The 26,969-nt window shown below is 55.6% G+C and carries 28 protein-coding genes, 1 tRNA gene and 1 pseudogene; 14 read left to right on the top strand and 16 right to left on the bottom strand.

What is annotated here, in order from left to right; all coding sequences use genetic code 11:
- Nucleotides 1-92 precede the first annotated feature (92 nt).
- The 5 genes from gbpA to ACOTXL_RS16430 form a co-directional block, all read right to left on the bottom strand.
- On the bottom strand, nucleotides 93-1,541 hold the full coding sequence (gene gbpA / locus ACOTXL_RS16450) for an N-acetylglucosamine-binding protein GbpA (RefSeq protein ID WP_045350672.1): 1,449 nt from the start codon (nucleotides 1,539-1,541) through the stop codon (nucleotides 93-95).
- Between the two features lie 138 nt (nucleotides 1,542-1,679).
- On the bottom strand, nucleotides 1,680-2,066 hold the full coding sequence (gene ridA, locus ACOTXL_RS16445; protein ID WP_003863373.1) for a 2-iminobutanoate/2-iminopropanoate deaminase: 387 nt from the start codon (nucleotides 2,064-2,066) through the stop codon (nucleotides 1,680-1,682).
- Between the two features lie 73 nt (nucleotides 2,067-2,139).
- Nucleotides 2,140-2,601 carry an aspartate carbamoyltransferase regulatory subunit gene (gene pyrI / locus ACOTXL_RS16440; RefSeq protein WP_003863370.1) on the bottom strand — a complete coding sequence of 154 codons (462 nt, stop codon included), beginning with the start codon at nucleotides 2,599-2,601 and terminating at the stop codon, nucleotides 2,140-2,142.
- Between the two features lie 12 nt (nucleotides 2,602-2,613).
- Nucleotides 2,614-3,546 carry an aspartate carbamoyltransferase gene (pyrB, locus tag ACOTXL_RS16435; RefSeq protein WP_003863368.1) on the bottom strand — a complete coding sequence of 311 codons (933 nt, stop codon included), beginning with the start codon at nucleotides 3,544-3,546 and terminating at the stop codon, nucleotides 2,614-2,616.
- Between the two features lie 33 nt (nucleotides 3,547-3,579).
- Nucleotides 3,580-3,684 (bottom strand): pyrBI operon leader peptide, encoded by a 105-nt coding sequence (locus ACOTXL_RS16430; RefSeq protein ID WP_022646880.1) that lies wholly within the window; start codon nucleotides 3,682-3,684, stop codon nucleotides 3,580-3,582.
- Here ACOTXL_RS16430 and ACOTXL_RS16425 point away from each other — a divergent pair.
- A pseudogene (locus ACOTXL_RS16425) lies at nucleotides 3,664-3,781 on the top strand (hypothetical protein). The gene ACOTXL_RS16430 and the pseudogene ACOTXL_RS16425 overlap by 21 nt on opposite strands.
- A gap of 3 nt (nucleotides 3,782-3,784) precedes the next feature.
- Here ACOTXL_RS16425 and ACOTXL_RS16420 read toward each other — a convergent pair.
- The 5 genes from ACOTXL_RS16420 to arcA form a co-directional block, all read right to left on the bottom strand.
- On the bottom strand, nucleotides 3,785-4,264 hold the full coding sequence (locus tag ACOTXL_RS16420) for an arginine repressor (protein ID WP_003863366.1): 480 nt from the start codon (nucleotides 4,262-4,264) through the stop codon (nucleotides 3,785-3,787).
- A gap of 80 nt (nucleotides 4,265-4,344) precedes the next feature.
- Nucleotides 4,345-5,748: a YfcC family protein gene (locus tag ACOTXL_RS16415; RefSeq protein ID WP_045345905.1), complete on the bottom strand. Its 1,404-nt coding sequence runs from the start codon at nucleotides 5,746-5,748 to the stop codon at nucleotides 4,345-4,347.
- 46 nt (nucleotides 5,749-5,794) lie between these two features.
- The gene (argF, locus tag ACOTXL_RS16410; RefSeq protein ID WP_008501386.1) at nucleotides 5,795-6,799 is read right to left on the bottom strand and encodes an ornithine carbamoyltransferase; all 1,005 of its coding nucleotides are present in this window, start codon (nucleotides 6,797-6,799) and stop codon (nucleotides 5,795-5,797) included.
- A gap of 119 nt (nucleotides 6,800-6,918) precedes the next feature.
- Nucleotides 6,919-7,830, bottom strand: a complete 912-nt coding sequence (locus ACOTXL_RS16405; protein WP_045350673.1) for a carbamate kinase — start codon at nucleotides 7,828-7,830, stop codon at nucleotides 6,919-6,921.
- Nucleotides 7,831-7,840: 10 nt separating this feature from the next.
- Nucleotides 7,841-9,061 carry an arginine deiminase gene (gene arcA, locus ACOTXL_RS16400; protein ID WP_023305333.1) on the bottom strand — a complete coding sequence of 407 codons (1,221 nt, stop codon included), beginning with the start codon at nucleotides 9,059-9,061 and terminating at the stop codon, nucleotides 7,841-7,843.
- Between the two features lie 674 nt (nucleotides 9,062-9,735).
- Between arcA and ACOTXL_RS16395 the strand changes: the two genes are divergently transcribed.
- The 5 genes from ACOTXL_RS16395 to ACOTXL_RS16375 all read left to right on the top strand — a co-directional run bounded on the left by ACOTXL_RS16395 (nucleotide 9,736) and on the right by ACOTXL_RS16375 (nucleotide 16,518).
- Complete coding sequence (locus tag ACOTXL_RS16395) at nucleotides 9,736-10,188, top strand: YhcH/YjgK/YiaL family protein (protein WP_023315297.1); 453 nt, start codon at nucleotides 9,736-9,738, stop codon at nucleotides 10,186-10,188.
- A gap of 208 nt (nucleotides 10,189-10,396) precedes the next feature.
- The gene (gene yagE / locus ACOTXL_RS16390) at nucleotides 10,397-11,305 is read left to right on the top strand and encodes a 2-keto-3-deoxygluconate aldolase (protein ID WP_045350674.1); all 909 of its coding nucleotides are present in this window, start codon (nucleotides 10,397-10,399) and stop codon (nucleotides 11,303-11,305) included.
- A 14-nt stretch (nucleotides 11,306-11,319) separates the two neighbouring features.
- A complete protein-coding gene (yagF, locus tag ACOTXL_RS16385; RefSeq protein ID WP_045350675.1) occupies nucleotides 11,320-13,287 on the top strand; it encodes a xylonate dehydratase YagF in 1,968 nt (655 codons plus the stop codon).
- 226 nt (nucleotides 13,288-13,513) lie between these two features.
- On the top strand, nucleotides 13,514-14,896 hold the full coding sequence (locus ACOTXL_RS16380; protein WP_045350676.1) for an MFS transporter: 1,383 nt from the start codon (nucleotides 13,514-13,516) through the stop codon (nucleotides 14,894-14,896).
- 11 nt (nucleotides 14,897-14,907) lie between these two features.
- The gene (locus ACOTXL_RS16375; RefSeq protein ID WP_045350677.1) at nucleotides 14,908-16,518 is read left to right on the top strand and encodes a glycoside hydrolase family 43 protein; all 1,611 of its coding nucleotides are present in this window, start codon (nucleotides 14,908-14,910) and stop codon (nucleotides 16,516-16,518) included.
- 4 nt (nucleotides 16,519-16,522) lie between these two features.
- On the opposite strand, the gene xynR is transcribed toward ACOTXL_RS16375, so the two are convergent.
- From xynR to argL, 4 genes are all read right to left on the bottom strand, one after another.
- Nucleotides 16,523-17,281, bottom strand: a complete 759-nt coding sequence (xynR, locus tag ACOTXL_RS16370) for a DNA-binding transcriptional repressor XynR (protein WP_045350678.1) — start codon at nucleotides 17,279-17,281, stop codon at nucleotides 16,523-16,525.
- 175 nt (nucleotides 17,282-17,456) lie between these two features.
- On the bottom strand, nucleotides 17,457-17,891 hold the full coding sequence (locus ACOTXL_RS16365) for a DUF3828 domain-containing protein (protein WP_045350679.1): 435 nt from the start codon (nucleotides 17,889-17,891) through the stop codon (nucleotides 17,457-17,459).
- Nucleotides 17,892-18,344: 453 nt separating this feature from the next.
- Nucleotides 18,345-19,349, bottom strand: a complete 1,005-nt coding sequence (gene argF / locus ACOTXL_RS16360; RefSeq protein ID WP_045350680.1) for an ornithine carbamoyltransferase — start codon at nucleotides 19,347-19,349, stop codon at nucleotides 18,345-18,347.
- Nucleotides 19,319-19,414 carry a putative translational regulatory protein ArgL gene (gene argL / locus ACOTXL_RS16355; protein WP_213014347.1) on the bottom strand — a complete coding sequence of 32 codons (96 nt, stop codon included), beginning with the start codon at nucleotides 19,412-19,414 and terminating at the stop codon, nucleotides 19,319-19,321. Before argL ends, argF (ACOTXL_RS16360) begins: the two co-directional genes overlap by 31 nt.
- A 99-nt stretch (nucleotides 19,415-19,513) precedes the next feature.
- Between argL and rraB the strand changes: the two genes are divergently transcribed.
- From rraB to ACOTXL_RS16325, 6 genes are all read left to right on the top strand, one after another.
- The gene (rraB, locus tag ACOTXL_RS16350) at nucleotides 19,514-19,939 is read left to right on the top strand and encodes a ribonuclease E inhibitor RraB (RefSeq protein WP_008501374.1); all 426 of its coding nucleotides are present in this window, start codon (nucleotides 19,514-19,516) and stop codon (nucleotides 19,937-19,939) included.
- A gap of 46 nt (nucleotides 19,940-19,985) precedes the next feature.
- Nucleotides 19,986-20,744 (top strand): tRNA isopentenyl-2-thiomethyl-A-37 hydroxylase MiaE, encoded by a 759-nt coding sequence (gene miaE, locus ACOTXL_RS16345; RefSeq protein ID WP_045350681.1) that lies wholly within the window; start codon nucleotides 19,986-19,988, stop codon nucleotides 20,742-20,744.
- Between the two features lie 30 nt (nucleotides 20,745-20,774).
- Nucleotides 20,775-21,497, top strand: coding sequence for a hypothetical protein (locus ACOTXL_RS16340; protein ID WP_045350682.1), 723 nt, complete (start codon nucleotides 20,775-20,777; stop codon nucleotides 21,495-21,497).
- 105 nt (nucleotides 21,498-21,602) lie between these two features.
- Nucleotides 21,603-21,684: transfer RNA gene (locus ACOTXL_RS16335), tRNA-Leu, on the top strand.
- Between the two features lie 502 nt (nucleotides 21,685-22,186).
- Complete coding sequence (locus tag ACOTXL_RS16330; protein WP_039271889.1) at nucleotides 22,187-22,513, top strand: hypothetical protein; 327 nt, start codon at nucleotides 22,187-22,189, stop codon at nucleotides 22,511-22,513.
- Nucleotides 22,514-22,522: 9 nt separating this feature from the next.
- Nucleotides 22,523-22,789 carry a hypothetical protein gene (locus ACOTXL_RS16325; protein WP_039271888.1) on the top strand — a complete coding sequence of 89 codons (267 nt, stop codon included), beginning with the start codon at nucleotides 22,523-22,525 and terminating at the stop codon, nucleotides 22,787-22,789.
- 388 nt (nucleotides 22,790-23,177) lie between these two features.
- Here ACOTXL_RS16325 and ACOTXL_RS16320 read toward each other — a convergent pair whose 3' ends face one another.
- Entirely contained in the window at nucleotides 23,178-23,390 is a 213-nt protein-coding gene (locus tag ACOTXL_RS16320; protein WP_039271884.1) for a hypothetical protein, read from the bottom strand.
- Nucleotides 23,380-23,988, bottom strand: a complete 609-nt coding sequence (locus ACOTXL_RS16315) for a tyrosine-type recombinase/integrase (protein ID WP_045338937.1) — start codon at nucleotides 23,986-23,988, stop codon at nucleotides 23,380-23,382. The genes ACOTXL_RS16320 and ACOTXL_RS16315 overlap by 11 nt, the downstream gene beginning before the upstream one ends.
- Before the next feature lie 2,076 nt (nucleotides 23,989-26,064).
- Between ACOTXL_RS16315 and ACOTXL_RS16310 the strand changes: the two genes are divergently transcribed.
- Together ACOTXL_RS16310 and ACOTXL_RS16305 are read left to right on the top strand one after the other, a co-directional pair.
- A complete protein-coding gene (locus ACOTXL_RS16310; RefSeq protein ID WP_022649293.1) occupies nucleotides 26,065-26,232 on the top strand; it encodes a hypothetical protein in 168 nt (55 codons plus the stop codon).
- Between the two features lie 102 nt (nucleotides 26,233-26,334).
- Nucleotides 26,335-26,969 (top strand): helix-turn-helix domain-containing protein (locus ACOTXL_RS16305; RefSeq protein WP_410026664.1); only part of this gene is annotated, 635 nt, incomplete at its 3' end.

Below are 26,969 nucleotides of genomic sequence, written 5' to 3'. Positions count from 1 at the left end.
AAGAACCCTCACCCCAGCCCTTTCCCAAAGGGAGAGGGTGTATAAATTCCCTCTCCCTTTGGGAGAGGGTTAGGGTGAGGGAATCAGATCACTCAGTCCTTCAACACCCATGCCTCTCTCCAGTGCGCGCCCACGCCTGGTTCAAACTGGTTTGCGGTTGGGCTGTACTGCACGCAGTAGCCGCTGAACGGGACAGGCCTGCATTCGTAGGTCTTACCGTCTTTCGGCTGTAGCACTACGGTGCCCGCTTTGTAGGACGCGACGTTATGCGGGAAGATAAAGTCATGCGGGCCGTTGCTGTCCGCCGCGTCGCTTTCCAGCATCAGATCCAGCACGTCCTGCGCGAACAGGGTGCCGTCTTTGTTGGTGGCGTAGTATTTCAGCATATGGTGCCCCGCCGTGACGTCAGTCAGGGTCATGGTCACGTCCTGGCTGGCGTTATTCATCTCCTGCTTCAGATAGCCCTTTTCCGCACCGCTGTGGTTCATCACGTGCGCTTCAACGTTCACGTCGCCTTTGGTGTTCACGTGGAAGGTGACGGATGCCTTGCCATTCTCGATTTTGCTGTAGTGCAGGTTAGATACAGCGATGGTTTCATTCACTTCCGCCTTCTGCTCTTCGTACGAAATCGCAACGGACTGGAGGGCGCTGCCGTCTTTGACGAAGACGCTGTTCGCGCCGTGAACCGGGCTAATTTCGCCCGCTTCATCCTTCACCCCGACACGCACATCGCTGTACGCGGCGTTGATCTTCTGCGCCAGATCGTAGGACCACTGGTTCGCATCCCCCTGGGCAACGGAGCCGATGGTCAGCTCGGTACGCAGGGCGGCAACTTCCCCGTTGGCGTCGAAGAAGCGTGCAATCACTTTATCGCCCGTGTTCAGGTTATTCCCGGCAATCTGTCCGCTCAGGGTTTTACTCCACTGGGATATCACCGCTGGGGTGTCGTCCGGCGTGACGTTGCCGCCGTTACCGAAATCAACGTCAATGGCCTGATAGAAACTGTTTGCGGTATCCGCAATTTCCCACACGCCATAAATAACCTGGTAGCCCGTACGTTCCGGGACATTACAGGTCATGGATTTTGTCATCGCCGGTGCCTGACCATTTCCGTTAATAGTACAGAACGGCGTTAATTCGAACTGGTCACGGGTCAGCGGTTTATTGGGGTCCCAGTTTTGTTTGGTAATGTAATAACGCCAGTTGGTGGTTTTATGCGGCGCGGTATGGTGCCAGATAAATTCATGCGGGCCTGCCGTCATGGGATTTTTGGTCCAGGCGTTCAGGCTCTGCTTATCAAGCTGGGAGTAGCTGGCAATACCGGCGCTGGCAAGCTGGCCGTCAGGCGGCATCGCACCCGTCGGGAAGCCGGAGGTCTTTTCTACGCTCTGCGGTTCATATTGTACAGAGCCACAGTCAATATTCTGGCCGAGCTTACACATATAAGCGCGGCTGGCAGGGGATTCTATATATCCGTGTGCAAGTGCGGAAGACGCAACCGTTAATGTGGTTACCGCCAGCGCAATTTTAGAGAGTTTCATTCATCATCCATTAATTAGAATAGAGCAAGGCAGCGTCAGTCTATTAATGGAGTGGCGGATGCGTCATTTCCCGGAGAGAGTAAAAATGGTCGAAATAAAAAAAGGCAGCCAGAGCTGCCTTCTCTTTCTTGAAATAAATTAGCGACGTACGGCAATCGCTTCAATTTCAATTTTCACGTCTTTTGGCAGACGCGCCACTTCCACACAGGAGCGCGCCGGGAAGGTGGCGTTGTGCTCGGTGAAGAACGCTTCGTAAGTGGCGTTAACGGTCGCAAAATCATTAAGATCTTTCACGAACACGGTGGTTTTGACGATATCGCCCACTTTCAGACCGGCAGATTCGACGATCGCCTGCACGTTTTCCAGCGACTGACGCGCCTGCGCCGCTACGTCGGCAGGTACTTCACCGGTTTTTGGGTTCACCGGGATCTGGCCAGAAGTGATGATCATGCTGCCCAGATCAACGCCCTGAACGTATGGGCCGATAGCCGCTGGTGCATTTTCCGTCGCGAGTACTTTGCTCATTTTTTCTCCAGAATTACAGCGTTAAGAATGTTCCCGGCCATTATAACAGCCGGGATTTCATTACCAACCTCAATTAGTTGGCCAGCACCACATAATGAGAAAACTCTTTTTCGCAGTATTTGCATTTGAGTGCGATGTCATTGGCGCGCTTTTTCACTGCGAAACTGGAGGAAACCGGCTCAGCATGACTGATGCAGTTGCTGTTCGGGCAGACCAGCACGCTTTCGATGCGATCCGGCAGGCTTGGGCGGGATTTGCCCACGACGTCGTAATCGTCGATGCGGTTAACCGTGGCGTCCGGCGCGTACAGCGACAGCTGGTTAACCTGCTCGTCGGTCAGGAAAGTGTTCTCGATCTTGATCAGGTCTTTGCGGCCCATTTCGCCGGACGGCAGGTTCAGGCCGATGGTGATGCGCTGGTCGGTTTCGGTCAGTTTGAACAGCGTCAGCAGCTTAAAGCCCACCTGCGCAGGGATGTGGTCAATCACGGTGCCACGCTTGATGGCTTCAACCTGGAGTTTGTTATCGTGTGTCATGGTCGTCTCCCCTTACAGAGCTAATTCGCGATTCAGAACCAGTGCCAGTAACGCCTGGCGGGCGAAGATGCCGTTTCCGGCCTGCTGGAAGTACCAGGCGTGCGGCGTTTTATCCACGTCTGTGGTGATCTCATCGATGCGCGGCAGCGGGTGCAGCACCTTCATGTTGTCGCGCGCGCCCTCGAGGTCGCTGGCGCGCAGTACGAACTGCGCCTTCACGTTGGCGTACTCGGATGGATCAAGACGCTCTTTCTGCACGCGGGTCATGTAGAGAATATCCACGTTGCCCATCACCTCTTCGATGCTGGCATGCAGGCTCCACGCGATGCCTTTTTCGTCCAGCATATCGAGAATGTACTGCGGCATCGCCAGCGCGTCCGGCGCGATGAAGAAGAAGCGGTTGCCGTTAAATTTCGCCAGCGCCTGGGTCAGGGAGTGGACGGTGCGGCCATACTTCAGGTCGCCGACCATGGCGATGTTCAGGTTCTCAAGCGTGCCCTGCGTCTCCTGAATGGTGAACAGATCCAGCAGGGTCTGTGTCGGGTGCTGGTTGGCACCGTCACCGGCGTTCAGCACCGGAATGCCGCCGGAAAACTCGGTCGCCAGACGCGCCGCGCCCTCCTGCGGGTGGCGCATCACAATCGCGTCGACGTAGGTGCTGATAACCGAAATGGTATCCGCCAGGGTCTCGCCTTTTTTACCCAGCGACGTGTTGCTGCTGTCTGAGAAGCCCACCACGCTCGCGCCCAGACGGTGCATGGAGGTTTCGAAGGAGAGGCGGGTGCGGGTCGAGGCTTCAAAGAAGCAGCTCGCAATCACCTTGTGCTTCAACAGCTCCGGTTGCGGATTGGCCTTCAGTTTTGCCGCGGTTTCCAGAACCAGTTCCAGCTCTTCGCGGCTGAGGTCGTTTATGGAAATGATGTGTTTTTGATAAAGCGGATTCATGTTTATCTCCTGACGCCGGGCAAAAAAAACCCCTCAAATGAGGGGCTCTGGGAATAGGTTTAGCAACGGGAAGAAAAACGGCAGGCCAGCGTCTGATTTCAGACGCGGTAAGACGTTGTGTCGTACACGCTTGACCATGCTTCCTCCCGGCAAATTGTCGGGCATTATACGCAGCTCGCTTTTGGGATCAAGCGATTTAATGCACGCTTTACTCAATGCAAACGGTTCTTTGTGAATATTAATGCGTTCTGAGTAAATAATTAATTTGCTTATGCACCAGCGCGGTGCGCTTCACTACGCGGGGCGCGACCCAGACAATACTGCTTCCGGCCACCACGCCTAAAATTTCCGGTAACTGGTGATAATCCAGAATACGCGCCACCGCGCGGCCATATCCGGCGACGGTATGGATAAGGATAAATTCGCTGTTGTGCTCCACGCTCACCACCATTTCAGAGACGGTACGCGCCGCATCGGGGGCCGGGCGCAGCTGGGGATTCAGCGAATAAATCTTTAGCCCTTTGGCATTGCGAATTTTTATGACACCAAGCAACTTGAGCAGACGTGAAACGGTGGACTGGCTGATGGTCTCAAAACCCCGCTCCTGTAAGTCGCGGCGGATCTCTTCCTGGGAGAGATAGCTCTTTTCCGCGATCAGACGCTGGCAGACCGTTAGCTGTAGTTGCTCTTTGGGAGAGTACTCTTCGTAATCCATCATAGTTCCCATATCAGTTCCCGAAATAACCGGTGGCACCGCACCGATCCGTAGGCCGGATAAGCGCAGCGCCATCCGGCAAATCACAACAAAGCGCCCAGGCTTAACGCCACCATAATCACCACCGTTAAAATCCCCAGCAGCGGCGCGACCCATTTCAGATAACGCACGTAGGGCACGCGGGCGATAGCCAGCCCGCCCATCACGACGGCAGAGGTGGGAGTGATCAGGTTAACGATGCCGGACGCCGACTGGTAAGCCGTAACCACCAGGTCGCGGTTGACGTTAGCGAAATCGGCAAGGGGCGCCATGATCGGCATCGTCAGAACGGCCAGGCCGGACGAAGAAGGCACAAGAAACGACAGCACCACTTCCAGCCAGTACATCACGTTGATGAACGCCACCGTCGACAATCCGGTGACCATTCCCTCGGCGCTGTGCAAAATGGTGTGGGTAATCATGCCCTTATCCATGATCACTACGATACCGCGCGCGATGCCGATAATCAGCGCGACGCCCAGCAAATCTCGCGCGCCGTTGATAAAGGTTGAGGTCAGCTCCTCTTCGCTCATGCGGGCGATCAGCCCGACGATAATGGCGCTGGCGAGGAACACCGCCGAGATCTCCGCCATCCACCAGCCCAGCACCGCCACGCCGTAGATCATCACCGCAAAGGCGAGGGCGAAGATCACCAGGATGAGTTTGCGCACCGGGGTAAACTTCAGCGACTGCTCGCCCTTGTTGCCGAGGAAGTGGGCGCGGTTCTCTTCCTGCTTATCCGCCACGATCGACAGCGACGGATCCTTGCGCACCTTACGGGCGTAACGCATTACCCACGCCACGCAGATGATCCAGCCGATCACCAGCAGCGCGATGCGCAACATGATGCCGTTGGTGAAGGGGATCCCGGCGGCGTTGGCGGCGATCACCGTGGCGAACGGGTTGATGGTGGAGCCGAGGGTGCCGATCCCCGCGCCGAGCAGCACGGTAGAGGCCGCAACCACCGGATCGAACCGCGCCGCCAGCATCACCGGCACCAGTAAGGTATAGAAGGGCAGCGACTCTTCTGCCATGCCGTAAATCGTGCCGCCCGCGGCAAACAGCGCCATCAGGATCGGGATCATCCACTCTTCGCGGCCGCGCAGTCGGGTGGTGACGCGCTCGATCCCGGCGTCTATCGCCCCGGTTTTGGTAACGATCCCGAGGAATCCGCCGATGATCAGAATAAACAGCGCCACGTCGATGGCTCCTGCCTGGCCGGATTCCGGATCGTACAGCCCGGCAATCGGCGCCATCAGCACGGAGACCAGACCTTGCGGGTGCGCTGCCACGTGCGCGTAGGTGCCTGCAACGGGGACGTCTTTACCGAGCGCCTCGTTCATTGCCATATGGTACTGCCCGGCCGGAACAATCCACGTCAGCACGGCAACCACGGCAATCAGAAAAAAGAGAATGGTGTAAGCGGAGGGAAACTTGAACTTGCCCATGATGTTCTCCTGAACCCGGCGCACCCCGCGGCGCGCCGGGCGGTGATTAGTCGCCGAGTGTCGCCACCATGACCGCTTTAATGGTGTGCATGCGGTTCTCTGCTTCGTCGAAGACGATGGAGTTCGGTGATTCGAAGACCTCTTCCGTCACTTCCAGCCCCTTCAGGCCGTACGCCATTTCGATTTCGCGGCCCACTTTGGTGTGCTCGTTGTGGAACGCTGGCAGGCAGTGCATGAACTTGACGTTCGGGTTACCGGTGGCCTTCATCACCTGCGCGTTTATCTGATACGGCTTCATCAGGCTGACGCGCTCGGCCCAGGCCTCCTTCGGCTCGCCCATGGAGACCCACACGTCGGTGTAGAGGAAATCGGTCCCCTGCACGCCTTCTTCCACGTCGTCGGTGAGGGTGATGCGCGCGCCCGTCTCTTTCGCAATGGCGCGGCACTGCTCAACCAGGCCTGCCTCCGGCCAGAAGGATTTCGGCGCCACGAGGCGGATATCCATCCCCATCTTGGCCGCACCGACCATCAGCGAGTTGCCCATGTTGTTGCGCGCGTCGCCGAGATAGGCAAAGCTCAGCTCCGGCAGGGTTTTGCCTGGGGAGTGTTCCAGCATGGTCATCAGATCGGCGAGAATTTGCGTTGGGTGGAACTCGTCGGTTAGGCCGTTCCACACCGGCACCCCCGCGTACTCGCCCAGCTCTTCAACGATGGCCTGGCCGTAGCCGCGATATTCGATGCCGTCATACATGCGGCCCAGCACGCGGGCGGTGTCTTTCATCGACTCTTTATGGCCAATCTGCGAGCCGCTTGGGCCGAGATAGGTGACCTGCGCGCCCTGGTCGAACGCGCCCACTTCGAAGGCGCAGCGGGTGCGGGTGGAGGTTTTTTCAAAGATCAGGGCGATGTTTTTCCCGACCAGGGTTTGCTTCTCGCGCCCGGCTTTTTTGGCGGCCTTGAGCTCGATGGCGAGGTCAATCAGGTACTGGATCTCCGCCGGGGTGTAGTCCAGCAGTTTCAGGAAGTTGCGGTTTTTCAGGTTAATGGTCATGGGGAAATCCTTTTTAAATTGTTAGCTGTCTGATGCCCTCACCCCGGCCCTCTCCCACGGGGAGAGGGGGGCTTACATTCCCTCTCCCTCCGGGAGAGGGTTAGGGTGAGGGGAGGGGTTTAGTTACGAATCAACGTGCCTTTCTCGCCCGCCAGGATCTCCGCGCCGTCATTCAGCGCGCCGATCCCGGCAATGCCGCCGCAGGCCTCAACAAACTCGCGGCAGGCGGCTACTTTCGGCCCCATCGATCCGGCGTCGAACTGCATGCCTCTGAGCAGCTCCGGCGTCACCTGCGCCAGCGGACGTTGGGTTGGCTTGCCCCAGTCGAGGTACACCGCGTCGGCATCGGTGAGGATCAGCAGGGCGTCGGCCTCGATCTGGCGCGCCAGCAGGGCGGCGGAGAGGTCTTTGTCGATCACCGCCTCAATGCCGCGATAGCCGTTGGCGTTTTCCACCACCGGCACGCCGCCGCCGCCGTTGCAGATCACCAGATGGTCGCGCTGGATAAGCGCCGTGATGGCGTCGCTCTCGACAATGCGCTTCGGCTGCGGAGAGGGCACCACGCGGCGGAAGTAGCTGCCGTCGGCCTTAAACACCCAGCCTTTCTCCGCGGCCAGCGTTTTTGCCTGGGCTTCGCTGTAGACCGGGCCGATGTACTTGGTCGGGTTACTGAAGGCCGGGTCGGCGGCGTCCACTTCCACCTGCGTGAGCAGGACGCTGACCTCGCGCTGGGGCAGATTGTTTTTCAGCGCCTGCTGGAGCATGTAGCCGATCATCCCCTGGCTTTCGGCGCCGAGAACGTCCAGCGGGTAGGGCGTGACTTTGTCGTAGGCGCTGTTTTGCAGCGCCAGCAGTCCGACCTGCGGGCCGTTGCCGTGCACCAGCACCACGCGCCACTGCTCCGTTAAGCCGGCGATGGTGCGGGCGGCCTGCTCGATGTTCTGGTGCTGGATGTCCGCTTCAAGCGGTTCGCCGCGCTTGAGCAGCGCGTTGCCGCCAAGGGCCACAACCAGAGTGGGTTTTCGTTCCATGATGGCTCCTTTAAATTCCGTCGCGTTCCAGTGGGCAGCTCATGCAGCGTGCGCCGCCGCGACCGCGTCCCAGCTCGTCGCCCGGGATCGGCAGCACGGTGATGCCCGCCTTGTCGTACTTCTCGTTGGTCCAGACGTTGCGCTCGTAGCCGATCACCACGCCCGGGCGGATGGTCAGGACGTTGTTAGCGTCGTTCCACTGCTCGCGTTCGGCTTCAAAGGCATCGCCGCCGGTGGTGATCAGACGTACCTGGTTAATGCCGAGCGCTTTCTCGATGGCGTGCAGCAGGTCGGTTTCCTGGGTGCGCAGCAGGCCGCCGCGGCCGTCCGGGGTGAGCGTCCAGCACTGGGCGTCTTTGCGCACCACTTCCGGGTAGACGGAGAAGGTATCCACGTCGATGTGGGTCATGACGGTGTCGAGGTGCATGCAGGAGCGGTGTTTTGGCAGCTCAACGGCAATCACGCGCTCGGCCTGGCGGTGTTTAAACAGGCTGTTAGCGAGGAACTCCACGCCCTGCGGGGTGGTGCGTTCGGACATGCCGATCAATACCGCCCCGCGACCAATGACTAATACGTCGCCGCCTTCTAAAGTGGCGTGGTCGTAATTAATATTCTCGTCGCCGAAATACTTAATAAACTCGCCGTCGGCAAATGCGGGATGCCAGCGATATATTGCCCGCAGGTTATTCGTTTCACGCTGGCGGGCGGGTTTCGCCATCGGATTAATGGAGACGCCGTTATATATCCAGCAGGAGGTATCGCGGGTAAATAAGTGGTTCGGCAGCGGCTTCATAATAAAATCATTTGCCGTGTGGGTATCGACCACCATATTTTTAATGGCCGCCGGAATTTCACCGTAGGTTAATCCGCCGCTTAACCTGCGCGCCAGTTCGCGGTGCGGCATATCCGCCAGCCAGCCGCGTACGTCGGCGGCGAAGGTTGGCCCCAGGCGATAGTCGGAGATTTGTGTTTCAAGAAGCCAGGCTTTTGCTTCCGCAATATCAAGCGTTTGCGTAAGAAGGTCGGTCAACAGGAGGACTTCCACACCCTGCTCGCGCAGCGTGTTTGCGAAGATGTCATGCTCTTCACCCGCCCGTTCAACCGAGAGCACGTCATCAAATAACAGCTCCTGACAGTTTGAGGGGGTTAACCGTTTCAGACTTAAATTAGGACGGTGCAGCATAACGCTACGCAATTGACCAATTTCAGAACCGACGTAATGCTTTTCCATAATTATTCCTTTAACTTTTTTCAGAATAAAAAGGGCATGCGCCATGTGAGGTGTTTAATTTCATGGCGGCTAAGCTCAATAGATTTCGTGAGTTATAGTAGGCGCTTAAATAATGGTTATTGTGACATTGCTCACGCGAAAACCGATATTGATGAGTTTGTTTTCAATTGCATGATTCGTATCAGATAATGATTAATTTCATATTATTACGGGATGAATAGCTAAGCAGGAACGGGTGGCAATATTTGAGTTTGTTATTATTTTGTAGAATTACACGTTTTGAAATATTTAGTTATATGGTTGATTTTAATAGATAAAATGTTGATTCGGGAATAGCTATGCAATAATGACAGTTAACTATTTTTCACTTAAGATAAATCAATAAATAATTATGGATTTTTAAAGGAAATAACCAAAGTGATAAAGTGTGATATGCCAACAGGTTTTGTGAGTTACGTTTTAAATTCAGTGAGTTAGACCCTATGTGCAAAGTGCATGAAATGAGGTTATGCATAACCACTGCATAAATGCCTGTGTGCAATTAACAGTGGATTAACACATTTCCCGATAAACATGCGCTGACGCAAATCTTGTCAAAAAAGGGCTGGTATGGAAGAGGCAATTCTCGTATAAAACATAAAAATGAAACAATGTTTTAATCTGAGGGTTGTATCATGATTATTGGCAATATTCATCATCTCCAGTCCTGGCTGCCAGAAGAGCTGCGCCAGGCCATTGAGCACGTTAAGGCCCACGTCACCGACGCAACGCCGACCGGTAAGCACGACATCAATGGCAACAGCCTGTTTTATCTGGTTTCGGAGGACATGACCCAGCCGTTCGCCGAGCGTCGTGCTGAATACCATGCACGCTATCTGGATATTCAGATTGTGCTGAAGGGTCAGGAAGGGATGACCTTCAGTACCCTGCCGCACGGTACGCCGGACACCGACTGGCTGGCGGACAAAGACATCGCGTTCCTGCCGGAAGGCGAGCAGGAGAAAACCGTGGTGCTGAGCGAAGGGGATTTTGTGGTGTTCTGGCCGGGTGAGGTGCATAAGCCGCTGTGCGCGGTGGGGGCACCTGCTAAGGTCAGGAAAGTGGTTGTTAAAATGCTGGTGGAGTAATTTTCCCTCACCCTAACCCTCTCCCCGTGGGAGAGGGCCGGGGTGAGGGCACCAGACCGCACCCACGCATAATGTGATCCAGCTTAAACTTCCCGCACTCCCTCTCCATCTCTCATTTACCTGCGCTTTTCCTGCGTCATAGTATGATCGTTAATTTAATGAACACTGTTCTACAATGTAGAACAAAATGATTCAATAAGGAGATCACATGCCGCAGTCCGCGTTGTTCACGGGTATCATTCCCCCTGTCTCCACCATTTTTACCGCCGATGGCCAGCTCGATAAGCAGGGCACCGCCGCGCTGATCGACGATCTGATCAAAGCAGGCGTCGACGGCCTGTTTTTCCTGGGCAGCGGCGGCGAGTTCTCCCAGCTCGGCGCCGAAGAGCGTAAAACCATTGCCCAATTTGCTATCGATCATGTCGATCGTCGCGTACCGGTCCTGATCGGCACCGGCGGCACCAACGCCCGGGAAACCATTGAGCTGAGCCAGCACGCGCAGCAGGCAGGGGCGGACGGCATCGTGGTGATCAACCCTTACTACTGGAAAGTGTCGGAAGCGAACCTGATCCGCTATTTCGAGCAGGTGGCGGACAGCGTCACGCTGCCGGTGATGCTCTATAACTTCCCGGCGCTGACCGGGCAGGATCTGACCCCGGCGCTGGTCAAAACCCTGGCCGACTCGCGCAGCAACATCGTCGGCATCAAAGACACCATCGACTCCGTCGCCCACCTGCGCAGCATGATCCACACCGTTAAAGGCGCCCATCCGCACTTCACCGTGCTGTGCGGCTACGACGATCATCTGTTTAATACCCTGCTGCTCGGCGGCGACGGGGCGATTTCGGCCAGCGGCAACTTTGCCCCGCAGGTGTCGGTGAATCTTCTGAAAGCCTGGCGGGATAAAGACGTGGCGAAAGCGGCTGAGTATCATCAGACCCTGCTGCAAATCCCGCAGATGTATCAGCTGGATACGCCGTTTGTGAACGTTATTAAAGAGGCGATTGTGCTCTGCGGTCGTCCGATTTCCACGCACGTCCTGCCGCCAGCCTCGCCGCTGGACGAGCCGCGCAAGGCGCAGCTGAAAACCCTGCTGCAACAGCTCAAGCTCTGCTGAGCCGGACGATAACGATGACCATTGAGAAAATTTTTACCCCACAGGACGATGCGTTTTATGCGGTGATCACCCACGCGGCGGGGCCGCAGGGCGCGCTGCCGCTGACCCCGCAGATGCTGATGGAATCCCCCAGCGGCAACCTGTTCGGCATGACGCAGAACGCCGGGATGGGCTGGGATGCCAACAAGCTGACCGGCAAAGAGGTGCTGATTATCGGCACCCAGGGCGGGATCCGCGCCGGGGACGGACGCCCGGTCGCGCTGGGCTACCACACCGGGCACTGGGAGATCGGCATGCAGATGCAGGCGGCGGCGAAGGAGATCACCCGCAACGGCGGGATCCCGTTCGCCGCCTTCGTCAGCGATCCGTGCGACGGGCGCTCTCAGGGCACGCACGGCATGTTCGACTCCCTGCCGTACCGCAACGACGCGGCGATCGTGTTTCGCCGCCTGATCCGCTCCCTGCCGACGCGCCGGGCGGTGATCGGCGTGGCAACCTGCGATAAAGGGCTGCCCGCCACCATGATCGCGCTGGCCTCCATGCACGACCTGCCGACCATTCTGGTACCGGGCGGGGCGACGCTGCCGCCGACCGTGGGGGAAGACGCGGGCAAGGTCCAGACCATCGGCGCGCGCTTCGCCAACCATGAACTCTCCTTGCAGGAGGCCGCCGAGCTCGGCTGTCGCGCCTGCGCGTCGCCGGGCGGCGGCTGCCAGTTCCTCGGCACGGCGGGCACCTCGCAGGTGGTGGCCGAAGCGCTGGGGCTGGCGCTGCCGCACTCCGCGCTGGCGCCGTCCGGGCAGGCGGTGTGGCTGGAAATTGCCCGCCAGTCGGCGCGTGCGGTGAGCGAGCTGGATAACCGGGGCATCACCACGCGCGACATCCTCACCGATAAAGCCATCGAAAACGCCATGGTGATCCACGCGGCGTTCGGCGGCTCCACCAATTTACTGCTGCACATCCCGGCCATCGCCCACGCGGCGGGCTGCACGATCCCAGACGTAGAGCACTGGACGCGCGTCAACCGTAAGGTGCCGCGCCTGGTCAGCGTGCTGCCCAACGGCCCGGACTATCACCCGACCGTGCGCGCGTTCCTGGCAGGCGGCGTGCCGGAGGTGATGCTTCACCTGCGCGATCTTGGCCTTCTGCATCTGGACGCCATGACCGTGACCGGCCAGACGGTGGGCGAAAACCTCGACTGGTGGCAGGCCTCCGAGCGCCGTGAGCGCTTCCGCCAGTGCCTGCGCGAGCAGGACGGCGTGGATCCGGATGACGTGATCCTGCCGCCGGAGAAGGCAAAAGCGAAAGGGCTGACCTCAACGGTTTGCTTCCCGACGGGCAACATCGCGCCGGAAGGCTCGGTAATCAAGGCCACGGCGATCGACCCGTCGGTCGTCGGTGAAGATGGCGTTTACCGCCACACCGGCCGGGCGCGGGTGTTTGTCTCGGAAGCGCAGGCGATCAAGGCCATCAAGCGGGAAGAGATCAAGCAGGGCGATATCATGGTGGTGATCGGCGGCGGGCCGTCCGGCACCGGCATGGAAGAGACCTACCAGCTTACCTCCGCGCTGAAGCATATCTCGTGGGGCAAGACGGTGTCGTTAATCACCGATGCGCGCTTCTCGGGCGTGTCGACGGGCGCCTGCTTCGGCCACGTGTCGCCGGAGGCGCTAGCGGGCGGGCCGATTGGCAAGCTGCGCGATAACGACATAATCGAGATAGCCGTCGACCGACTGACATTAACGGGCAGCGTGAACTTTATCGGCACCGCGGACAACCCGCTGACGCCGGAGGAGGGGGCACGCGAGCTGGCAATGCGGCAGACGCACCCGGACCTGCACGCCCACGACTTTTTGCCGGACGATACCCGGCTGTGGGCGGCGCTGCAGTCGGTGAGCGGCGGCACCTGGAAAGGCTGTATTTATGACACCGATAAAATTATCGAGGTAATTAACGCCGGTAAAAAAGCGCTCGGCATTTAATTATTTTCTAAGATAAAACCGTCTGCGGGAAATATTCCGCGGACGGTTTTCGTATGTCTGTAATTTGCTAATTTAAACAATAAGTTGTGATATATCGTTGGCGTCACAAAAGCAAAATAACGTAATTCGGAAATAAGATATGACCATTGCTAGTTAATTGAACAGCTCATTACACTCCATTAACACGATGTTGTAATTCAGCACACTACATAAGGGTGTAATTCTGATGACGCAATTAACCATGAAAGACAAAATTGGCTACGGGCTGGGTGACACCGCCTGCGGCTTCGTCTGGCAGGCTACCATGTTCCTGCTGGCCTACTTCTATACCGACGTCTTCGGCCTGTCGGCGGGCATTATGGGGACGCTGTTTTTAATCTCCCGCGTGCTCGATGCCGTGACCGACCCGCTGATGGGGCTGCTGGTGGACCGCACCCGCACGCGTCACGGCCAGTTCCGCCCGTTCCTGCTGTGGGGCGCCATCCCGTTTGGCATCGTCTGCGTGCTGACCTTCTACACGCCGGACTTCTCCGCGCAGGGCAAAATCATCTACGCCTGCGTGACCTACATTCTCCTGACTCTGGTCTACACCTTCGTTAACGTGCCCTACTGCGCCATGCCGGGCGTCATCACCGCCGACCCGAAAGAGCGTCACGCCCTGCAGTCCTGGCGCTTCTTCCTGGCGGCGGCGGGCTCGCTCGCCATCAGCGGCATCGCGCTGCCGCTGGTGAGCATCATCGGCAAGGGGGATGAGCAGGTGGGCTATTTCGGCGCCATGTGCGTGCTGGGGCTTGTTGGCGTGGTGCTGCTCTACGTCTGCTTCTTTACCACCAAAGAGCGTTACACCTTTGAAGTGCAGCCGGGCTCGTCGGTGGCGAAAGATCTCAGGCTGCTGCTCGGCAACGGCCAGTGGCGGATCATGTGCGCGTTCAAGATGATGGCGACCTGTTCCAACGTGGTGCGCGGCGGGGCGACGCTCTACTTCGTCAAATACGTGATGGATCACCCGGAGATGGCAACCCAGTTTTTACTTTACGGCAGCCTTGCCACCATGTTTGGCTCGCTCTGCTCCTCCCGACTGCTGGGGCGCTTCGACCGCGTCACCGCCTTCAAGTGGATCATCGTCGCCTACTCGCTGATCAGCCTGCTGATTTTCGTCACCCCGGCGGAACATATCGCCCTGATTTTCGCCCTCAACATCCTGTTCCTGTTCGTCTTTAACACCACCACGCCGCTGCAGTGGCTGATGGCCTCTGACGTGGTGGACTACGAGGAGAGCCGCAGCGGGCGCCGCCTCGACGGCTTGGTGTTCTCCACCTACCTGTTCAGCCTGAAGATTGGCCTGGCAATTGGCGGGGCGGTGGTGGGCTGGATCCTCGCGTACGTGAACTACTCCGCCAGCAGCAGCGTGCAGCCGTTGGAGGTGCTGACCACCATCAAAATTCTGTTCTGCGTGGTGCCGGTGGTGCTCTACGCGGGCATGTTCATCATGCTGTCGTTTTATAAGCTCACCGACGCTCGAGTGGAGGCCATCAGCCAGCAGCTGATCAAGCACCGCGCGGCGCAGGGCGAGGCCGTTCCCGACGCCGCGACAGCCGCATCCCATTAACCGGAGGCACTATGCAAATCACTAACCCCATTCTGACCGGCTTCAACCCGGACCCGTCCCTGTGCCGTCAGGGCGAGGACTACTACATCGCCACTTCGACCTTCGAGTGGTTCCCGGGCGTGCGCATCTACCACTCCCGTGACCTGAAAAACTGGTCGCTGGTCAGCACGCCGCTGGACCGCGTGTCGATGCTGGACATGAAGGGCAACCCGGACTCCGGCGGCATCTGGGCGCCGTGCCTGAGCTACGCCGACGGCACATTCTGGCTGCTCTACACCGACGTGAAGATTGTCGACTCGCCGTGGAAAAATGGCCGCAACTTCCTGGTTACCGCGCCCTCCATCGAAGGGCCATGGAGCGAGCCGATCCCGATGGGCAACGGCGGGTTTGACCCGTCTCTGTTCCACGACGACGATGGCCGCAAATATTATCTCTACCGCCCGTGGGGGCCGCGCCACCACAGCAACCCGCACAACACCATCGTGATGCAGGCGTTTGACCCGCAGACTGGCACGCTCTCGCCCGAGCGCAAAACCCTGTTTACCGGCACGCCGCTCTGCTACACCGAGGGGGCGCACCTGTATCGCCACGCGGGATGGTACTACCTGATGGTGGCCGAAGGGGGCACCAGCTACGAGCACGCCGTCGTGGTGCTGCGCGCAAAAACCATCGACGGGCCGTACGAGCTGCACCCGGACGTGACGATGATGACCAGCTGGCACCTGCCGGAGAACCCGCTGCAAAAGAGCGGCCACGGCTCGCTGCTGCAAACCCACACCGGGGAGTGGTATATGGCCTACCTTACCAGCCGCCCGCTGCGCCTGCCCGGCGTGCCGCTGCTGGCCTCCGGCGGACGCGGCTACTGCCCGCTGGGGCGCGAGACCGGCATCGCCCGCATTGAATGGCGCGACGGCTGGCCGTACGTGGAGGGCGGCAAGCACGCGCAGCTGACCGTGAAAGGCCCACAGATGGCGGAGCAGCCCGCCGCCGCTCAGGGCAGCTGGCGGGATGATTTCGACGCCAGTTCGCTTGACCCTGAATTGCAGACCCTGCGCATTCCGTTCGACGACACCCTCGGCTCGCTCACCGCCCGTCCCGGCTATTTACGGTTGTACGGCAACGACTCGCTCAACTCGACCTTTACCCAGTCGACCGTGGCGCGCCGGTGGCAGCATTTCACCTTCCGGGCCGAGACGCGGATGCAGTTCTCGCCGGTCCACTTCCAGCAGAGCGCGGGGCTGACCTGCTACTACAACAGCAAAAACTGGAGCTACTGCTTTGTGGATTACGAGGAGGGGCAGGGCAGAACGATTAAGGTGATCCAGCTTGACCACAACGTGCCGTCATGGCCGCTGCACGAGCAGCCGATTCCGGTGCCGGAACAGGCCGAGAGCGTCTGGCTGCGGATGGATGTGGATAGGCTGGTTTACCGCTACAGCTACTCGTTTGACGGCGAGACGTGGCACACCGTGCCGGTAACGTATGAGGCGTGGAAGCTGTCGGATGACTATATCGGCGGGCGCGGCTTCTTCACCGGCGCGTTTGTGGGGCTGCACTGCGAGGACATCAGCGGCGACGGCTGTCACGCGGACTTCGACTACTTCACCTACGAGCCGGCCTGACGGCTCAGGCCGGGTAGCCCAGCGCGCGTGACAGCTGGAGCCCGGCCTGCTGAAGCTGCTCGCGGAAATTAGCCAGCTCTGCATCGTCCACGCGCGAGGTCAGCGTCGACAGGCTCAGGGCGGCAATCACGCGGGATTCATGGTTCCACACCGGCACCGCCACGCAGCGCACGCCCTGCTCGTTCTCTTCGCTATCCAGGGCATAGCCCTGCTCGCGGGTCTGCGTCAGGGCGTTCATTAAGGCTTCGCGAGAGGCGAGGGTGGAAGGGGTGTAGGTGGTGTAGTGATAGCCCTCCAGCAGGGCGTTCAGCTCGGCCTCGCCCAGCCAGGCAATCAACACCTTGCCGATGGCGGTGGCGTGAACCGGCAGGCGGCGGCCGATGCGCGAATAGGCGATGGCGGCCAGCTTGCCTTCAATCTTCTCGATATAGACCCCTTCACTCCCGTCCAGGATCCCCAGATGGGTGGTCTGCCCGGTCCGCTGAGACAGCTCCGTCAGCCAGCCCTTCGCCTTCTGGCGAATATCGATGGAGCCCACGACAAAATGGCCGCGCTCGACCAGCTTCATGCCGAGGCGATATTTGCCGTTCTCCGGGTTCTGATCGATATAGCCGTGAAGCTGCAGAGTTTTCAGCAGCGAGTGGAGGGTACTCTTGCTCAGCCCCATCAGTTTGCTGATGTCGGTGATCTTAAGCTCGGTGGCCTGCTCGTTGAACAGGTCGAGGATCTGCAACGCACGTTCAACAGACTGAATAATCGGCATAATGCTGGTATGTCCACGCTGGAATTAAGGCGAAAACGTACCTTTTTCGGGGTGAAAAATCAATGAAATGGCGCCGATGTTCTCCCTCTCCCTGTGGGAGAGGGCCGGGGTGAGGGCATCAGGCCGCAGCGCCACCCGGCAACAAAGGCGGCTACATTATTGTTAGCGGGGGACATCAATTATTATCCCGAGCGGCGACAGACTGGATTTTCCAGACCCCATCTTCATTAATCATGCAATCAATGACTGTGTGCTGGGTCTTTTTGCCAAACGTGATATTCACGTTTACACAGACCGGGTCTGAATCATACGAATCAATAGCCACATTCTCAGCCCAGTCCTCGCCGATATATTGCGATTTCATAAAAAAATCAGCCTCGTAAAATTCAGCGTCGGCATAACGGGGATCGGCTGCATGACGTAATTTTTTCATGGTGCTGGCCGTAACGAACTCATCGATTTCATTTCCCTGTTGGATGGGATAACGATCGTTGTTCACTTGTTTGACGTACCAGCGATTGAATTCAAGGGCGCGCTGCATCGGTATCTGAAAATCTTCGGCCCCCAATGCGGCTGTGCTGAATAACACAAGAAAAATGAGTTTATTCATTTTAATAATGCCTGTATAAGGTTATTGCTGGCTGGAGTTGGCGATAGGTTTGCCCCTTCGATTTTAAGCCCTCCGGCTCGAATGGTGGCGGCGATTGCTCGAGCGCAATCGTGTCCAGTATGGGTTAGTGCGTGGCTACGGGCGTATGACACAGCTTCATGCTTATTCCATGACATAAATAATCCTTATTAACGAAATGCAGCAATAAGGGAATATTACGCCGATAATATACGGTGTTTTGTAATTGATAATGACCTGATATTAACCATTATCTACTCAGTAATTAATGGTTAATAAAAATATAAATATCTATTATGGTTAATGCGTATCTGAGAAAGCATCACTAAAATGAATTTTTCTGCCTGACGATAACGCTGTTGTCGTTTTTAGGGTTTTCTCCCTCTCCCCGTGGGAGAGGGCCGGGGTGAGGGCACCAGACCGCAGAGGAGTCAATCACTCCCCAAGCGTCGCCACCATCACCGCCTTAATCGTATGCATCCGGTTTTCCGCCTGGTCGAACACGATGCTCGCCGCCGACTCAAACACCTCGTCCGTCACTTCCATCCCGCCGTGCAGGTCGAACTCTTTCGCCATCTGCTTGCCGAGCGTGGTCTGGTCGTCATGGAACGCCGGCAGACAGTGCAGGAACTTCACGTCCGGGTTGCCGGTCAGCGCCATCATCTGCGCGTTCACCTGATACCCACGCAACAGTGCAATCCGCTCCGCCCACTTCTCTTTGGCTTCGCCCATCGACACCCACACGTCGGTATAGATAAAGTCCGCGCCCTTCACGCCCGCCGCCACGTTTTCCGTCAGGGTAATTTTCCCGCCGTGTTTCTCCGCCAGCGCGCTGCACTCCGCCACCAGGCTCTCTTCCGGCCAGCAGGCTTTCGGGGCCACCAGGCGCAGATCCAGCCCGGTCAGCGCCGCCGCTTCCAGCATCGAGTTGCCCATGTTGTTGCGCGCATCGCCCGCGTAGACCAGCGTCATCTCGTTAAACGCCTTGCCCGGCAGGTGCTCCTGCATGGTCAGCAGGTCCGCCAGCAGCTGGGTCGGGTGGAACTCGTTGGTCAGCCCGTTCCACACCGGCACGCCCGCATACTGCGCCAGCGTTTCGACGACTTCCTGGCCATGGCCGCGATACTGAATGCCGTCGTACATCCGCCCGAGCACGCGCGCGGTGTCCTTAATTGACTCTTTATGCCCAATCTGGCTGCCGCTCGGCCCTAAATAGGTAACGCGTGCGCCCTGGTCAAATGCGGCAACTTCGAAAGAGCAACGGGTACGGGTCGAGTCTTTTTCGAAGATGAGCGCGATGTTTTTACCGGTAAGCTTCTGTACTTCCTTGCCATTTTTCTTATCGGCTTTGAGCTGTGCGGCAAGGGTCAGCAGAGAAGTGAACTGTGCAGGGGTAAAGTCGAGCAATTTCAGAAAGTGTTTCTTGTACAAATCAGACATTTTATCCTCACATGGCGAACGCCACTTATTGAATTAAAATTCACTTTATATGTGTAATTATTCATTTGCAACCCCGTTTCACAAATCTTTCCAACAAAGGTGGAGGCAAACCCGTCCGTGTGTGAAAATAGAAGTATCTGCCGCACTTTAAAGAGGATTGAGCCATGGCAAACCCGGAATTACTGGAAGAGCAACGCGAAGAGACGCGTCTGATTATTGAAGAGCTGCTGGAAGACGGTAGCGATCCGGACGCGCTGTACACCATCGAGCACCATTTCTCTGCGGATGATTTCGACGCGCTGGAAAAAATGGCCGTGGAAGCCTTCAAGCTGGGTTACGAAGTGACCGAGCCGGAAGAGCTGGAAGTGGAAGAGGGCGACACCGTCATCTGCTGCGACATCCTGAGCGAAGGCGCGCTGAAGGCGGAGCTGATCGACGCGCAGGTAGAACAGCTGATGAACCTGGCCGAGAAGTTTGACGTGGAATACGACGGCTGGGGAACCTACTTCGAAGATCCGAACGGTGAAGACGGCGAAGAAGGCGACGACGAAGATTACGTCGACGAAGACGACGACGGCGTGCGTCACTAAGCGTTTCAGGCGGTGGCGCGCGCCACCGCTTTTTCAAGGCAGAACCATGGATTACCCGCAGATACTCGCCCCCGTACTCAACTTCCTCCAGTGCCCGACCCCGCAAGCATGGATTGATAAAGCCCGCGACCCGGCGAACCTGCCGCTGCTGCTCACCGACCACATGGTGTGCGAGCTCAAGGCCGCCCAGACTGCGCTATTACTCGTGCGTAAATACGTCGCCGACGAAAGCGGTGCCGACGCGCTGCTCGACTGGCTCAAACCCTACGAACAGTTCACCTTCCGCGACGGCCCGGAGCCGGACTTCATCGCCCTGCACAGGCAGATTGGCAAAAGCGTGATGCCCAAAACCGACGACCCGTGGGGCCAGGCGCTCATCGACAGTATGGTGCTGCTGATTAAAGAGGAGCTGCACCACTTCTGGCAGGTGCGCGAGGCGATGCTGGCCCGCGACATTCCGTATGTCAAAATCACCGCCAGCCGCTACGCCAGAGGGATGCTGAAGGACGTGCGCACCCACGAACCGCTGACGCTGATCGACAAGCTCATCTGCGGCGCCTACATCGAAGCCCGCTCCTGCGAACGCTTCGCCGCGCTGGCTCCGTTCCTCGACGACGACCTGCAGAAGTTCTATCTTTCGCTGCTGCGCTCGGAAGCGCGCCACTATCAGGACTACCTGACGCTGGCCCAGCAGGTGAGCGACGACGATATCTCACCGCGTATAAAGCTTTTTGGCGAAATTGAAGCCACACTTATCTCGACACCGGACAACGAGTTTCGCTTCCACAGCGGCGTGCCGGTGTAAACCGGCATAACTCAAGGATAAGGATGCGAGATGAATAAAACGTGGACCCGTATTGTGATTGTCGTCGTCGCGGCTGCCGCCGTGGCGTTCTGGGTATTCTTCGATAAGCAGCGTGCCCCCGAACACCAGATTGATACCACCCTCAACGCGATGCCCGCCTGGCAGGTGATTAAGGAGCAGGAGCCCGCGCTGCATCAGCGCATCCTCGACCAGATGGCCGCCCTGCAAAAAGCGGGCGAGCCGGAGCAGCAGATTATCGACACCATCCAGCCGCAGATCCTGCATCTGCAGATGTCGCGCCTGCAGAACGCCCCGGACGCCAACGTGGTGAACTACATGACCATCAACATGGAGCAGACCGCTGCCATCCAGAAGGTGAGCGACGACGCCTGCTTCCGCTTCCTCTACCCGATGGTGAAGGGCGGCGTGAACCCGATGCGCATGCTGGATAAAGACCTGATGACGCGGCGCATGCAGGCCGACGCCGACATGATGCGCGCGGCCTACGGCAAAAACCGCCACACCGTGACCCCGGCCGAACGCGAGGCGGCTGTCGAGGATGTGCGGCCGATTATGAAGGCGCTTGCCGATAAGTACGGCGAGGACATCCAGTTGCTGCAGATGCCGGAGAAGGCAGCGGGCAAAGAGAAGCTCTCCTGCGATATGGTGCAGGAGATGTGGGCCAAGGTGCTGGCGCTGCCGGAGCAGAAGGCAGCGAGGGTGATTCGGCTGGCGGTGTCTGAGCTGGACTGACGGTAGCGCTGGTTTTTTGGGCACTTAGCGCGGGTTTAGCGCGTCGTCGCTTGCATGGCGGCGCGCGACAGGTATAATCCACAACGTTTCCGCATCCCCTTCAGTGCCGAAGTGGCGAAATCGGTAGACGCAGTTGATTCAAAATCAACCGTAGAAATACGTGCCGGTTCGAGTCCGGCCTTCGGCATTCAGTACCTTATTTTCTTTTAAATCAATGAGTTAGTGTGAAAATTCCGTCTCATTGACCAGTTGAAAATGTCTATTCTTCATCACGTACAAAAGCCACTGTGTTTGTTAATGGCTTTGGTATGTTAGCACATAGTGGCGAGTAGTTCCCAAGCTCAACCTCGTATCGCTTTTCCCTTTGAAGCTGGAAGACGTGCCGCCGTCTCTAAACCTATACCAAAACAGACTGATCACACGCATTTAAGCCCGATGTGCAGCCTTGTGGCTGCGTAAACAGGTGAATAGTGGTAAACGTACCTGCACACGACATGCAGGCTCTGCCAGCGCTTCGCTCACGCTCCTAACGGTACACGAGCACCCTGATAAGGTGTGATCCCTCTGACTATCTGATGAAGTCGCTACGCTCCGCTTGTTGCTTGTACCACTAACGGGGCTTTATGGCTTGTATTGTCCAAATTTTGCGCTACGCTACCTTTGATTACTCACAGCAAAGGATAAATAAGATGGAAAAAGAACACTTTAAAGCGCACGTTCAGTATGACGACTGGAAGGGAAGCGTTGCAGCAGACAGTGCTGATCAGGAAGACTTTAGCGACTTTCTGAGAGACAAAGGGGTATTGAAAGAAGGTGAGATTGTGAAAGGTATTTCCTTCTACTCAGCAGAGCGTTTCTTTGATGTTGAAGCATTTGTTTCAGACGATGAACATGGGTTAAGAAGGGAAAAAGTCACAATGACGCTTGAGGAGTTTTTCAAAACCTTCAAACGTTTTTCAGTCAAGATTTCTCGCAAAGGGGAATTTGACGATCAAGAAATCGAGTTCAAAGAGTAAGGAATCATCATGAGCATTTACTTTAATGAACATGGCAGCGCGATTGGATACCAGGTAGATGGACGCTGGACAATCAAGGGGGATTATTTGCAGGTTGAGCATGGCGCTAACATTCCAGGCGGCCTATACAAGATTGATGATAACAAAGTGAAATTTCCATTCGACTACAAGGAGGTTGAGGGGGAGATTGATACAGAGAAACTCACCTTCACCGTGAATGGTCAAGAGTACCCAATGAGGAAAATGAAAACTTATCCGTGGGAGGTACAGCTGTAAAGGGGGCATTGCGCCCCTCGTATCATCCCTGTAAAGCCCGTAGCCATATCATAAGCAAATGAAGCTGGCTTCCTGTCATAGCTGGCACTCGGAGAGGTTTTATCTCTCCATCACCCTGTCTTCCGGCTTTGACGTTGCACAGCGCGAGCGCTAAAGCCATAATGCTGCTGTTCTCCATTTCCTTCTCTCCGTTGGGAATGTTGAATACGGCGGGGGCTGGCTTCTTGGTGGTTGGCGGCCCCTGCCACTTGCTGATCAACTGCTCTTCTGAGGTTTGTTGGTAACAGGTGACGCTGTATCGTCGTCCCTGCAAACTTTACTACCTGCGTATAAACGCACACCGTAGCACCACACCAGATAAAGCTGGTGATCGGCTCTTCTTCCTTCTTCAATTTTCTGAATCCTCTGTATCGAATGTTTTTGCATACAGGCAACTCTGAGCGCTCGTAACGTATGTGAACAGGTAATTGGTGTTCTCATACACGCATAGCGTTTTTCCGTTCTCCGTCTGTTCTTCCTGTGGGTTGGTCATCGTAATTTGTCCGGCATTAGCCACGGCTGGTAATAATGTCAGCGTCAGCACAAGATATTTAGATTTCAAGGCTAAACTCCTCTGTCAATTCGTCGCCTACTTCGAGCGTGTAACCAATATAAAAGAGCGTTGACCGTGGATCAGCATGGCCCAGGAGAAGGGCGATCTGTTCAATCGGCACACCTGCACTGAATAAAATTCGCCCTTTTGATTTTCGTGGGGTATGACACCCTACGTTAGAGAACCCCACTCTACGCCCGATCTTGCTGAACTCAGTGAACACAGTGTTACGGGTTACGGCGTTGCCTTTGCTACGGAGATCGCCTTTGCTAAAGATGAAATCCGTCTTCACAGGCATAGTGGATTGTTCCTCTCTCCGCATCTCTACGATTTTCCGCATGGTGTCAGTAATCTTGATACGGAGCGGTTTCACCTTCTTATTAGGATCTGCCTTTCGTTTAGATTTCTGCTGTTTCACCTCGATATGCGTTTTCCCTGCACTGAATTGTGACCAGGTGAGGGTTAACAGGTCAGAGATACGTAATGCGCTCTCATACTGCATCACCCATGCACAGTAGAACAGGTTTGTTCTGGTATTGCGTCGTAGCTCTGCCGCCACTGCTTTCACGTCCTCCGCGCTTTTAAGCGCAACTGCGATACCTTCCATTCTTTATCCCTCCTCTTGTTCGTTTCGTTGAAAACATCATTGATCAGAAATTGATCATTTTCAATATGTTGCACGATACGTTTGTTTATGAAGAGCACGAAATGATCAAAAGGTGTGCGCGGTTGCCTGACCTATCGAACAGCGCCCGAGGCACTTCCCCAATTCCAGGCGCAGATTTTGGCAAATATCAGTAAGTGATTGAAAAATAGATGAAAATACATTTAATAACATGATTCATGAAACGGTAGTTCTGTCAAGAAATTTATTTTCGATGACGGGGAGTTACCCCTGTTTGCACGGTGAAGTGATGGAAAAGTGTACTGATTGAATAGAATCAATGAGTTACAGAATACACTTTACTAATGTGTATCGAAGCGGGGCGATATTGCACGATAGATGATAATAATTCTCACCTGAGTTGATTGCATCAAGAAATGCTTAGAATGCTAATTAATTGGCGGGTTTCGGCATGAAAAAAGAAACATCGTTTCAATTTAGAAAGCTCGTTCAGCACAGTGCATCGAATATGGAAGTGCTCATTGTGTACAATGACCGCTGTAAGCCTTGCGCCGTGCGGCTTTACGCAAAGTGAGTGATAGTTTCAATTGTTACTATCTTAATTGCTATGGTAACTTTATCCCTGTAACAACGGCAATCTTTACCTGACATTTAAGATAGGTTTTGACGTTAATAATGTATGTATTTGATAGGTATAACCTAATATTTTCCTCTGGCTGTTCTTAGGATTGTTGCATGTGCGATTCGTAGTGAGGAGGGCGACGATCTACCGTTGGGTGAAGGGCTGAAAGTGACGTTTTGTCACTCTCGTAATATACGGGAAAAACCCGTATGTCTGCATGATGACATACAGGAAAAACCCGACTATGTGACGGAGCGTCACACATACTAATCGTCCTATCTGTGACGTTATGTCACACCTGGGGCACGTTATCTGTGACGTTATGTCACACTATAAGACTACTTAACTATAATACTAAGATCTATAAGACTATCTTTCATGGTTTTGCGCTTGTCGCAAAGATCTTTTGCCTGGCGCCTATCGCCGTCACTCCTGGCAAGCAGCCTTACTTCGCTTCCTTTCGGGCTACGTTGGCTGGCCTCGTTCCGCTCACAGCGCTGCGCAAGCTACACCTCTTTACAAGTTGGGATTGTGCCAGGCTTTGGCCTTGACGTGAGTCAGGCACATGCACATTACGCCCACGGCGTAATTCATCTTTGCGCTGTGCGCGGAATTACCATCTGACCAACCAACTACCGTTGATTGTCCATCTGATAAGCTGACTAACTTCAACCATCCATTCATGAACTAACGTTCACCCATGCAAGGTTTCAGTAAGTCAGTGGCTAAGGCTTCACTGGTCGCTGATAGCTCCAGTTCATCCAGCCTCAATCCAATACCAACACCTACTATCCTGATAACTACCGTTATCCCTCTGTAGTTGTGCTATTGGTTTCGGTAAGTGCCAGAGGGCGCACAGGAAGCCCGTAGAGCGATTTAAACAGTGTAGGGAATGCAATGGTAGCCTGAAAGCGTCAGAACGCCGCAGAGAGCGTTACAGGCTGTTTTTCGTTGTTCTTGTGGCTGTCTTCTCTGGTGGCAAGTTCTACCACAAAAACAGATTGACATCCATTGTTTATTTTGTGTATAAAGAGCACAAATCGCAAAGCAGAAATACAACGCATTGAAAATGATCAAAAAAATTTCGAATAATCACCGTTAAGGGGTTGACAAAAGTTTAGAAATAGGTTAGAATACCCATATAGCATAAAACTTTATCCACATAATCTCTTAATGCACTTTGAGCCGTCAGGCTGCAAGGTGTCTTTTTATTTACGCCAACCATAGGAGGCCACACTGAGATACTTTGACGTTGAAGACACACTTCAACAATTGAAAGACGGAACCACCAACCGTTACCGCATCCGAGCACTACGCAACGCTTGCCGCGCTCGTGGATACCACGAGAGGGAAGCCTTTCTCACAGAAGTATTGAAGCGCTGGGATGAAATCCGCACTTCGACCACCAACGAATAAACCAGAAGGAGGAAACCAGAATGATCGAGAAGAAAACCAAACTACCGCCGTCCACATCGTTAATGATCCCGGATGCCACATTCCAGATTCTGTTCAAAGAAGCAAAGCGACGAAAAATGAGCGTAAGCGCACTACTTCTTGAAGAGTGTCAAAACCTGGCGGTTAAATATTCGAAAGCTGGCGCGTAACAACTACGAAACAGCATTTACATCCCCCCACGAATGAGAAGCGGAGAAAACCCAAATGAAGAGCATTCGTAATTTACTGAGCATACATAGGAGCATAGAACAATGGCAAAAACCCTCGCCGAGATTAAGGCAGATCCAAAATACCAATACACCGATAAAGATGGAAAAGTAAGAGATCGTACAATCAACATCCCGCATTACTTCCGAGAGATTCCACGTATTTATTCTCCCAATCTCGAAAATGGTTTCATGGATTTTTGCCCGAAGGCGCAAAAGTTGTACTGTTATTTTCAGGGATGGGAAAATTCAGGGAATTTCTGTTACGAAAGCCAGACAGAACTTGGAAAGGTGATCGATTTATCCAGGGAGCACACCTGCAAACTCATTCAGAAGCTGCAAGATGCAGGGCTAATCACGAAAGAGAAAAACCCTGGTTATCGTTCCAAAGTTTACCGCACGTTTCCGATCACTGATGCGCACATTACTCCACCAGAAGCACTGACAGTGCAGCCTGATATCATTTCTGACGTAGTGATACACCAGGCAGCGCCTGAATCAGCTACCGCAGAGGAAACGCCGGATGATGCACCGAATTGGGATGCACCAGAACACCTGGAACCGCCAGCACCTACAATGATTAATGTCATAGAGGACGCTGTGATCGTTGCTGAGGGCACCCATGAAAGCGTTGCAACAACCACGGAAAGCGATCAAATGGTCATTGATGATGATGTGAT

The sequence above is a fragment of the Enterobacter cloacae complex sp. IR5402 genome, from assembly GCF_049238125.1.
Lineage (GTDB): Bacteria > Pseudomonadota > Gammaproteobacteria > Enterobacterales > Enterobacteriaceae > Enterobacter > Enterobacter hormaechei_C.
The sequence above is the reverse complement of the archived record's forward strand: the minus strand, read 5'-3'. Positions and strand labels throughout refer to the sequence as shown.

Excerpts from the sequence above, each read along its gene's own strand:
- gbpA (WP_045350672.1), bottom strand. The coding sequence starts at position 1,541 with ATGAAACTCTCTAAAATTGCGCTGGCGGTAACCACATTAACGGTTGCG.
- ridA (WP_003863373.1), bottom strand. The coding sequence starts at position 2,066 with ATGAGCAAAGTACTCGCGACGGAAAATGCACCAGCGGCTATCGGCCCA.
- pyrI (WP_003863370.1), bottom strand. The coding sequence starts at position 2,601 with ATGACACACGATAACAAACTCCAGGTTGAAGCCATCAAGCGTGGCACC.
- pyrB (WP_003863368.1), bottom strand. The coding sequence starts at position 3,546 with ATGAATCCGCTTTATCAAAAACACATCATTTCCATAAACGACCTCAGC.
- ACOTXL_RS16430 (WP_022646880.1), bottom strand. The coding sequence starts at position 3,684 with ATGGTCAAGCGTGTACGACACAACGTCTTACCGCGTCTGAAATCAGAC.
- ACOTXL_RS16420 (WP_003863366.1), bottom strand. The coding sequence starts at position 4,264 with ATGATGGATTACGAAGAGTACTCTCCCAAAGAGCAACTACAGCTAACG.
- ACOTXL_RS16415 (WP_045345905.1), bottom strand. The coding sequence starts at position 5,748 with ATGGGCAAGTTCAAGTTTCCCTCCGCTTACACCATTCTCTTTTTTCTG.
- argF (WP_008501386.1), bottom strand. The coding sequence starts at position 6,799 with ATGACCATTAACCTGAAAAACCGCAACTTCCTGAAACTGCTGGACTAC.
- ACOTXL_RS16405 (WP_045350673.1), bottom strand. The coding sequence starts at position 7,830 with ATGGAACGAAAACCCACTCTGGTTGTGGCCCTTGGCGGCAACGCGCTG.
- arcA (WP_023305333.1), bottom strand. The coding sequence starts at position 9,061 with ATGGAAAAGCATTACGTCGGTTCTGAAATTGGTCAATTGCGTAGCGTT.
- ACOTXL_RS16395 (WP_023315297.1), top strand. The coding sequence starts at position 9,736 with ATGATTATTGGCAATATTCATCATCTCCAGTCCTGGCTGCCAGAAGAG.
- yagE (WP_045350674.1), top strand. The coding sequence starts at position 10,397 with ATGCCGCAGTCCGCGTTGTTCACGGGTATCATTCCCCCTGTCTCCACC.
- yagF (WP_045350675.1), top strand. The coding sequence starts at position 11,320 with ATGACCATTGAGAAAATTTTTACCCCACAGGACGATGCGTTTTATGCG.
- ACOTXL_RS16380 (WP_045350676.1), top strand. The coding sequence starts at position 13,514 with ATGACGCAATTAACCATGAAAGACAAAATTGGCTACGGGCTGGGTGAC.
- ACOTXL_RS16375 (WP_045350677.1), top strand. The coding sequence starts at position 14,908 with ATGCAAATCACTAACCCCATTCTGACCGGCTTCAACCCGGACCCGTCC.
- xynR (WP_045350678.1), bottom strand. The coding sequence starts at position 17,281 with ATGCCGATTATTCAGTCTGTTGAACGTGCGTTGCAGATCCTCGACCTG.
- ACOTXL_RS16365 (WP_045350679.1), bottom strand. The coding sequence starts at position 17,891 with ATGAATAAACTCATTTTTCTTGTGTTATTCAGCACAGCCGCATTGGGG.
- argF (WP_045350680.1), bottom strand. The coding sequence starts at position 19,349 with ATGTCTGATTTGTACAAGAAACACTTTCTGAAATTGCTCGACTTTACC.
- argL (WP_213014347.1), bottom strand. The coding sequence starts at position 19,414 with ATGAATAATTACACATATAAAGTGAATTTTAATTCAATAAGTGGCGTT.
- rraB (WP_008501374.1), top strand. The coding sequence starts at position 19,514 with ATGGCAAACCCGGAATTACTGGAAGAGCAACGCGAAGAGACGCGTCTG.
- miaE (WP_045350681.1), top strand. The coding sequence starts at position 19,986 with ATGGATTACCCGCAGATACTCGCCCCCGTACTCAACTTCCTCCAGTGC.
- ACOTXL_RS16340 (WP_045350682.1), top strand. The coding sequence starts at position 20,775 with ATGAATAAAACGTGGACCCGTATTGTGATTGTCGTCGTCGCGGCTGCC.
- ACOTXL_RS16330 (WP_039271889.1), top strand. The coding sequence starts at position 22,187 with ATGGAAAAAGAACACTTTAAAGCGCACGTTCAGTATGACGACTGGAAG.
- ACOTXL_RS16325 (WP_039271888.1), top strand. The coding sequence starts at position 22,523 with ATGAGCATTTACTTTAATGAACATGGCAGCGCGATTGGATACCAGGTA.
- ACOTXL_RS16315 (WP_045338937.1), bottom strand. The coding sequence starts at position 23,988 with ATGGAAGGTATCGCAGTTGCGCTTAAAAGCGCGGAGGACGTGAAAGCA.
- ACOTXL_RS16310 (WP_022649293.1), top strand. The coding sequence starts at position 26,065 with ATGATCGAGAAGAAAACCAAACTACCGCCGTCCACATCGTTAATGATC.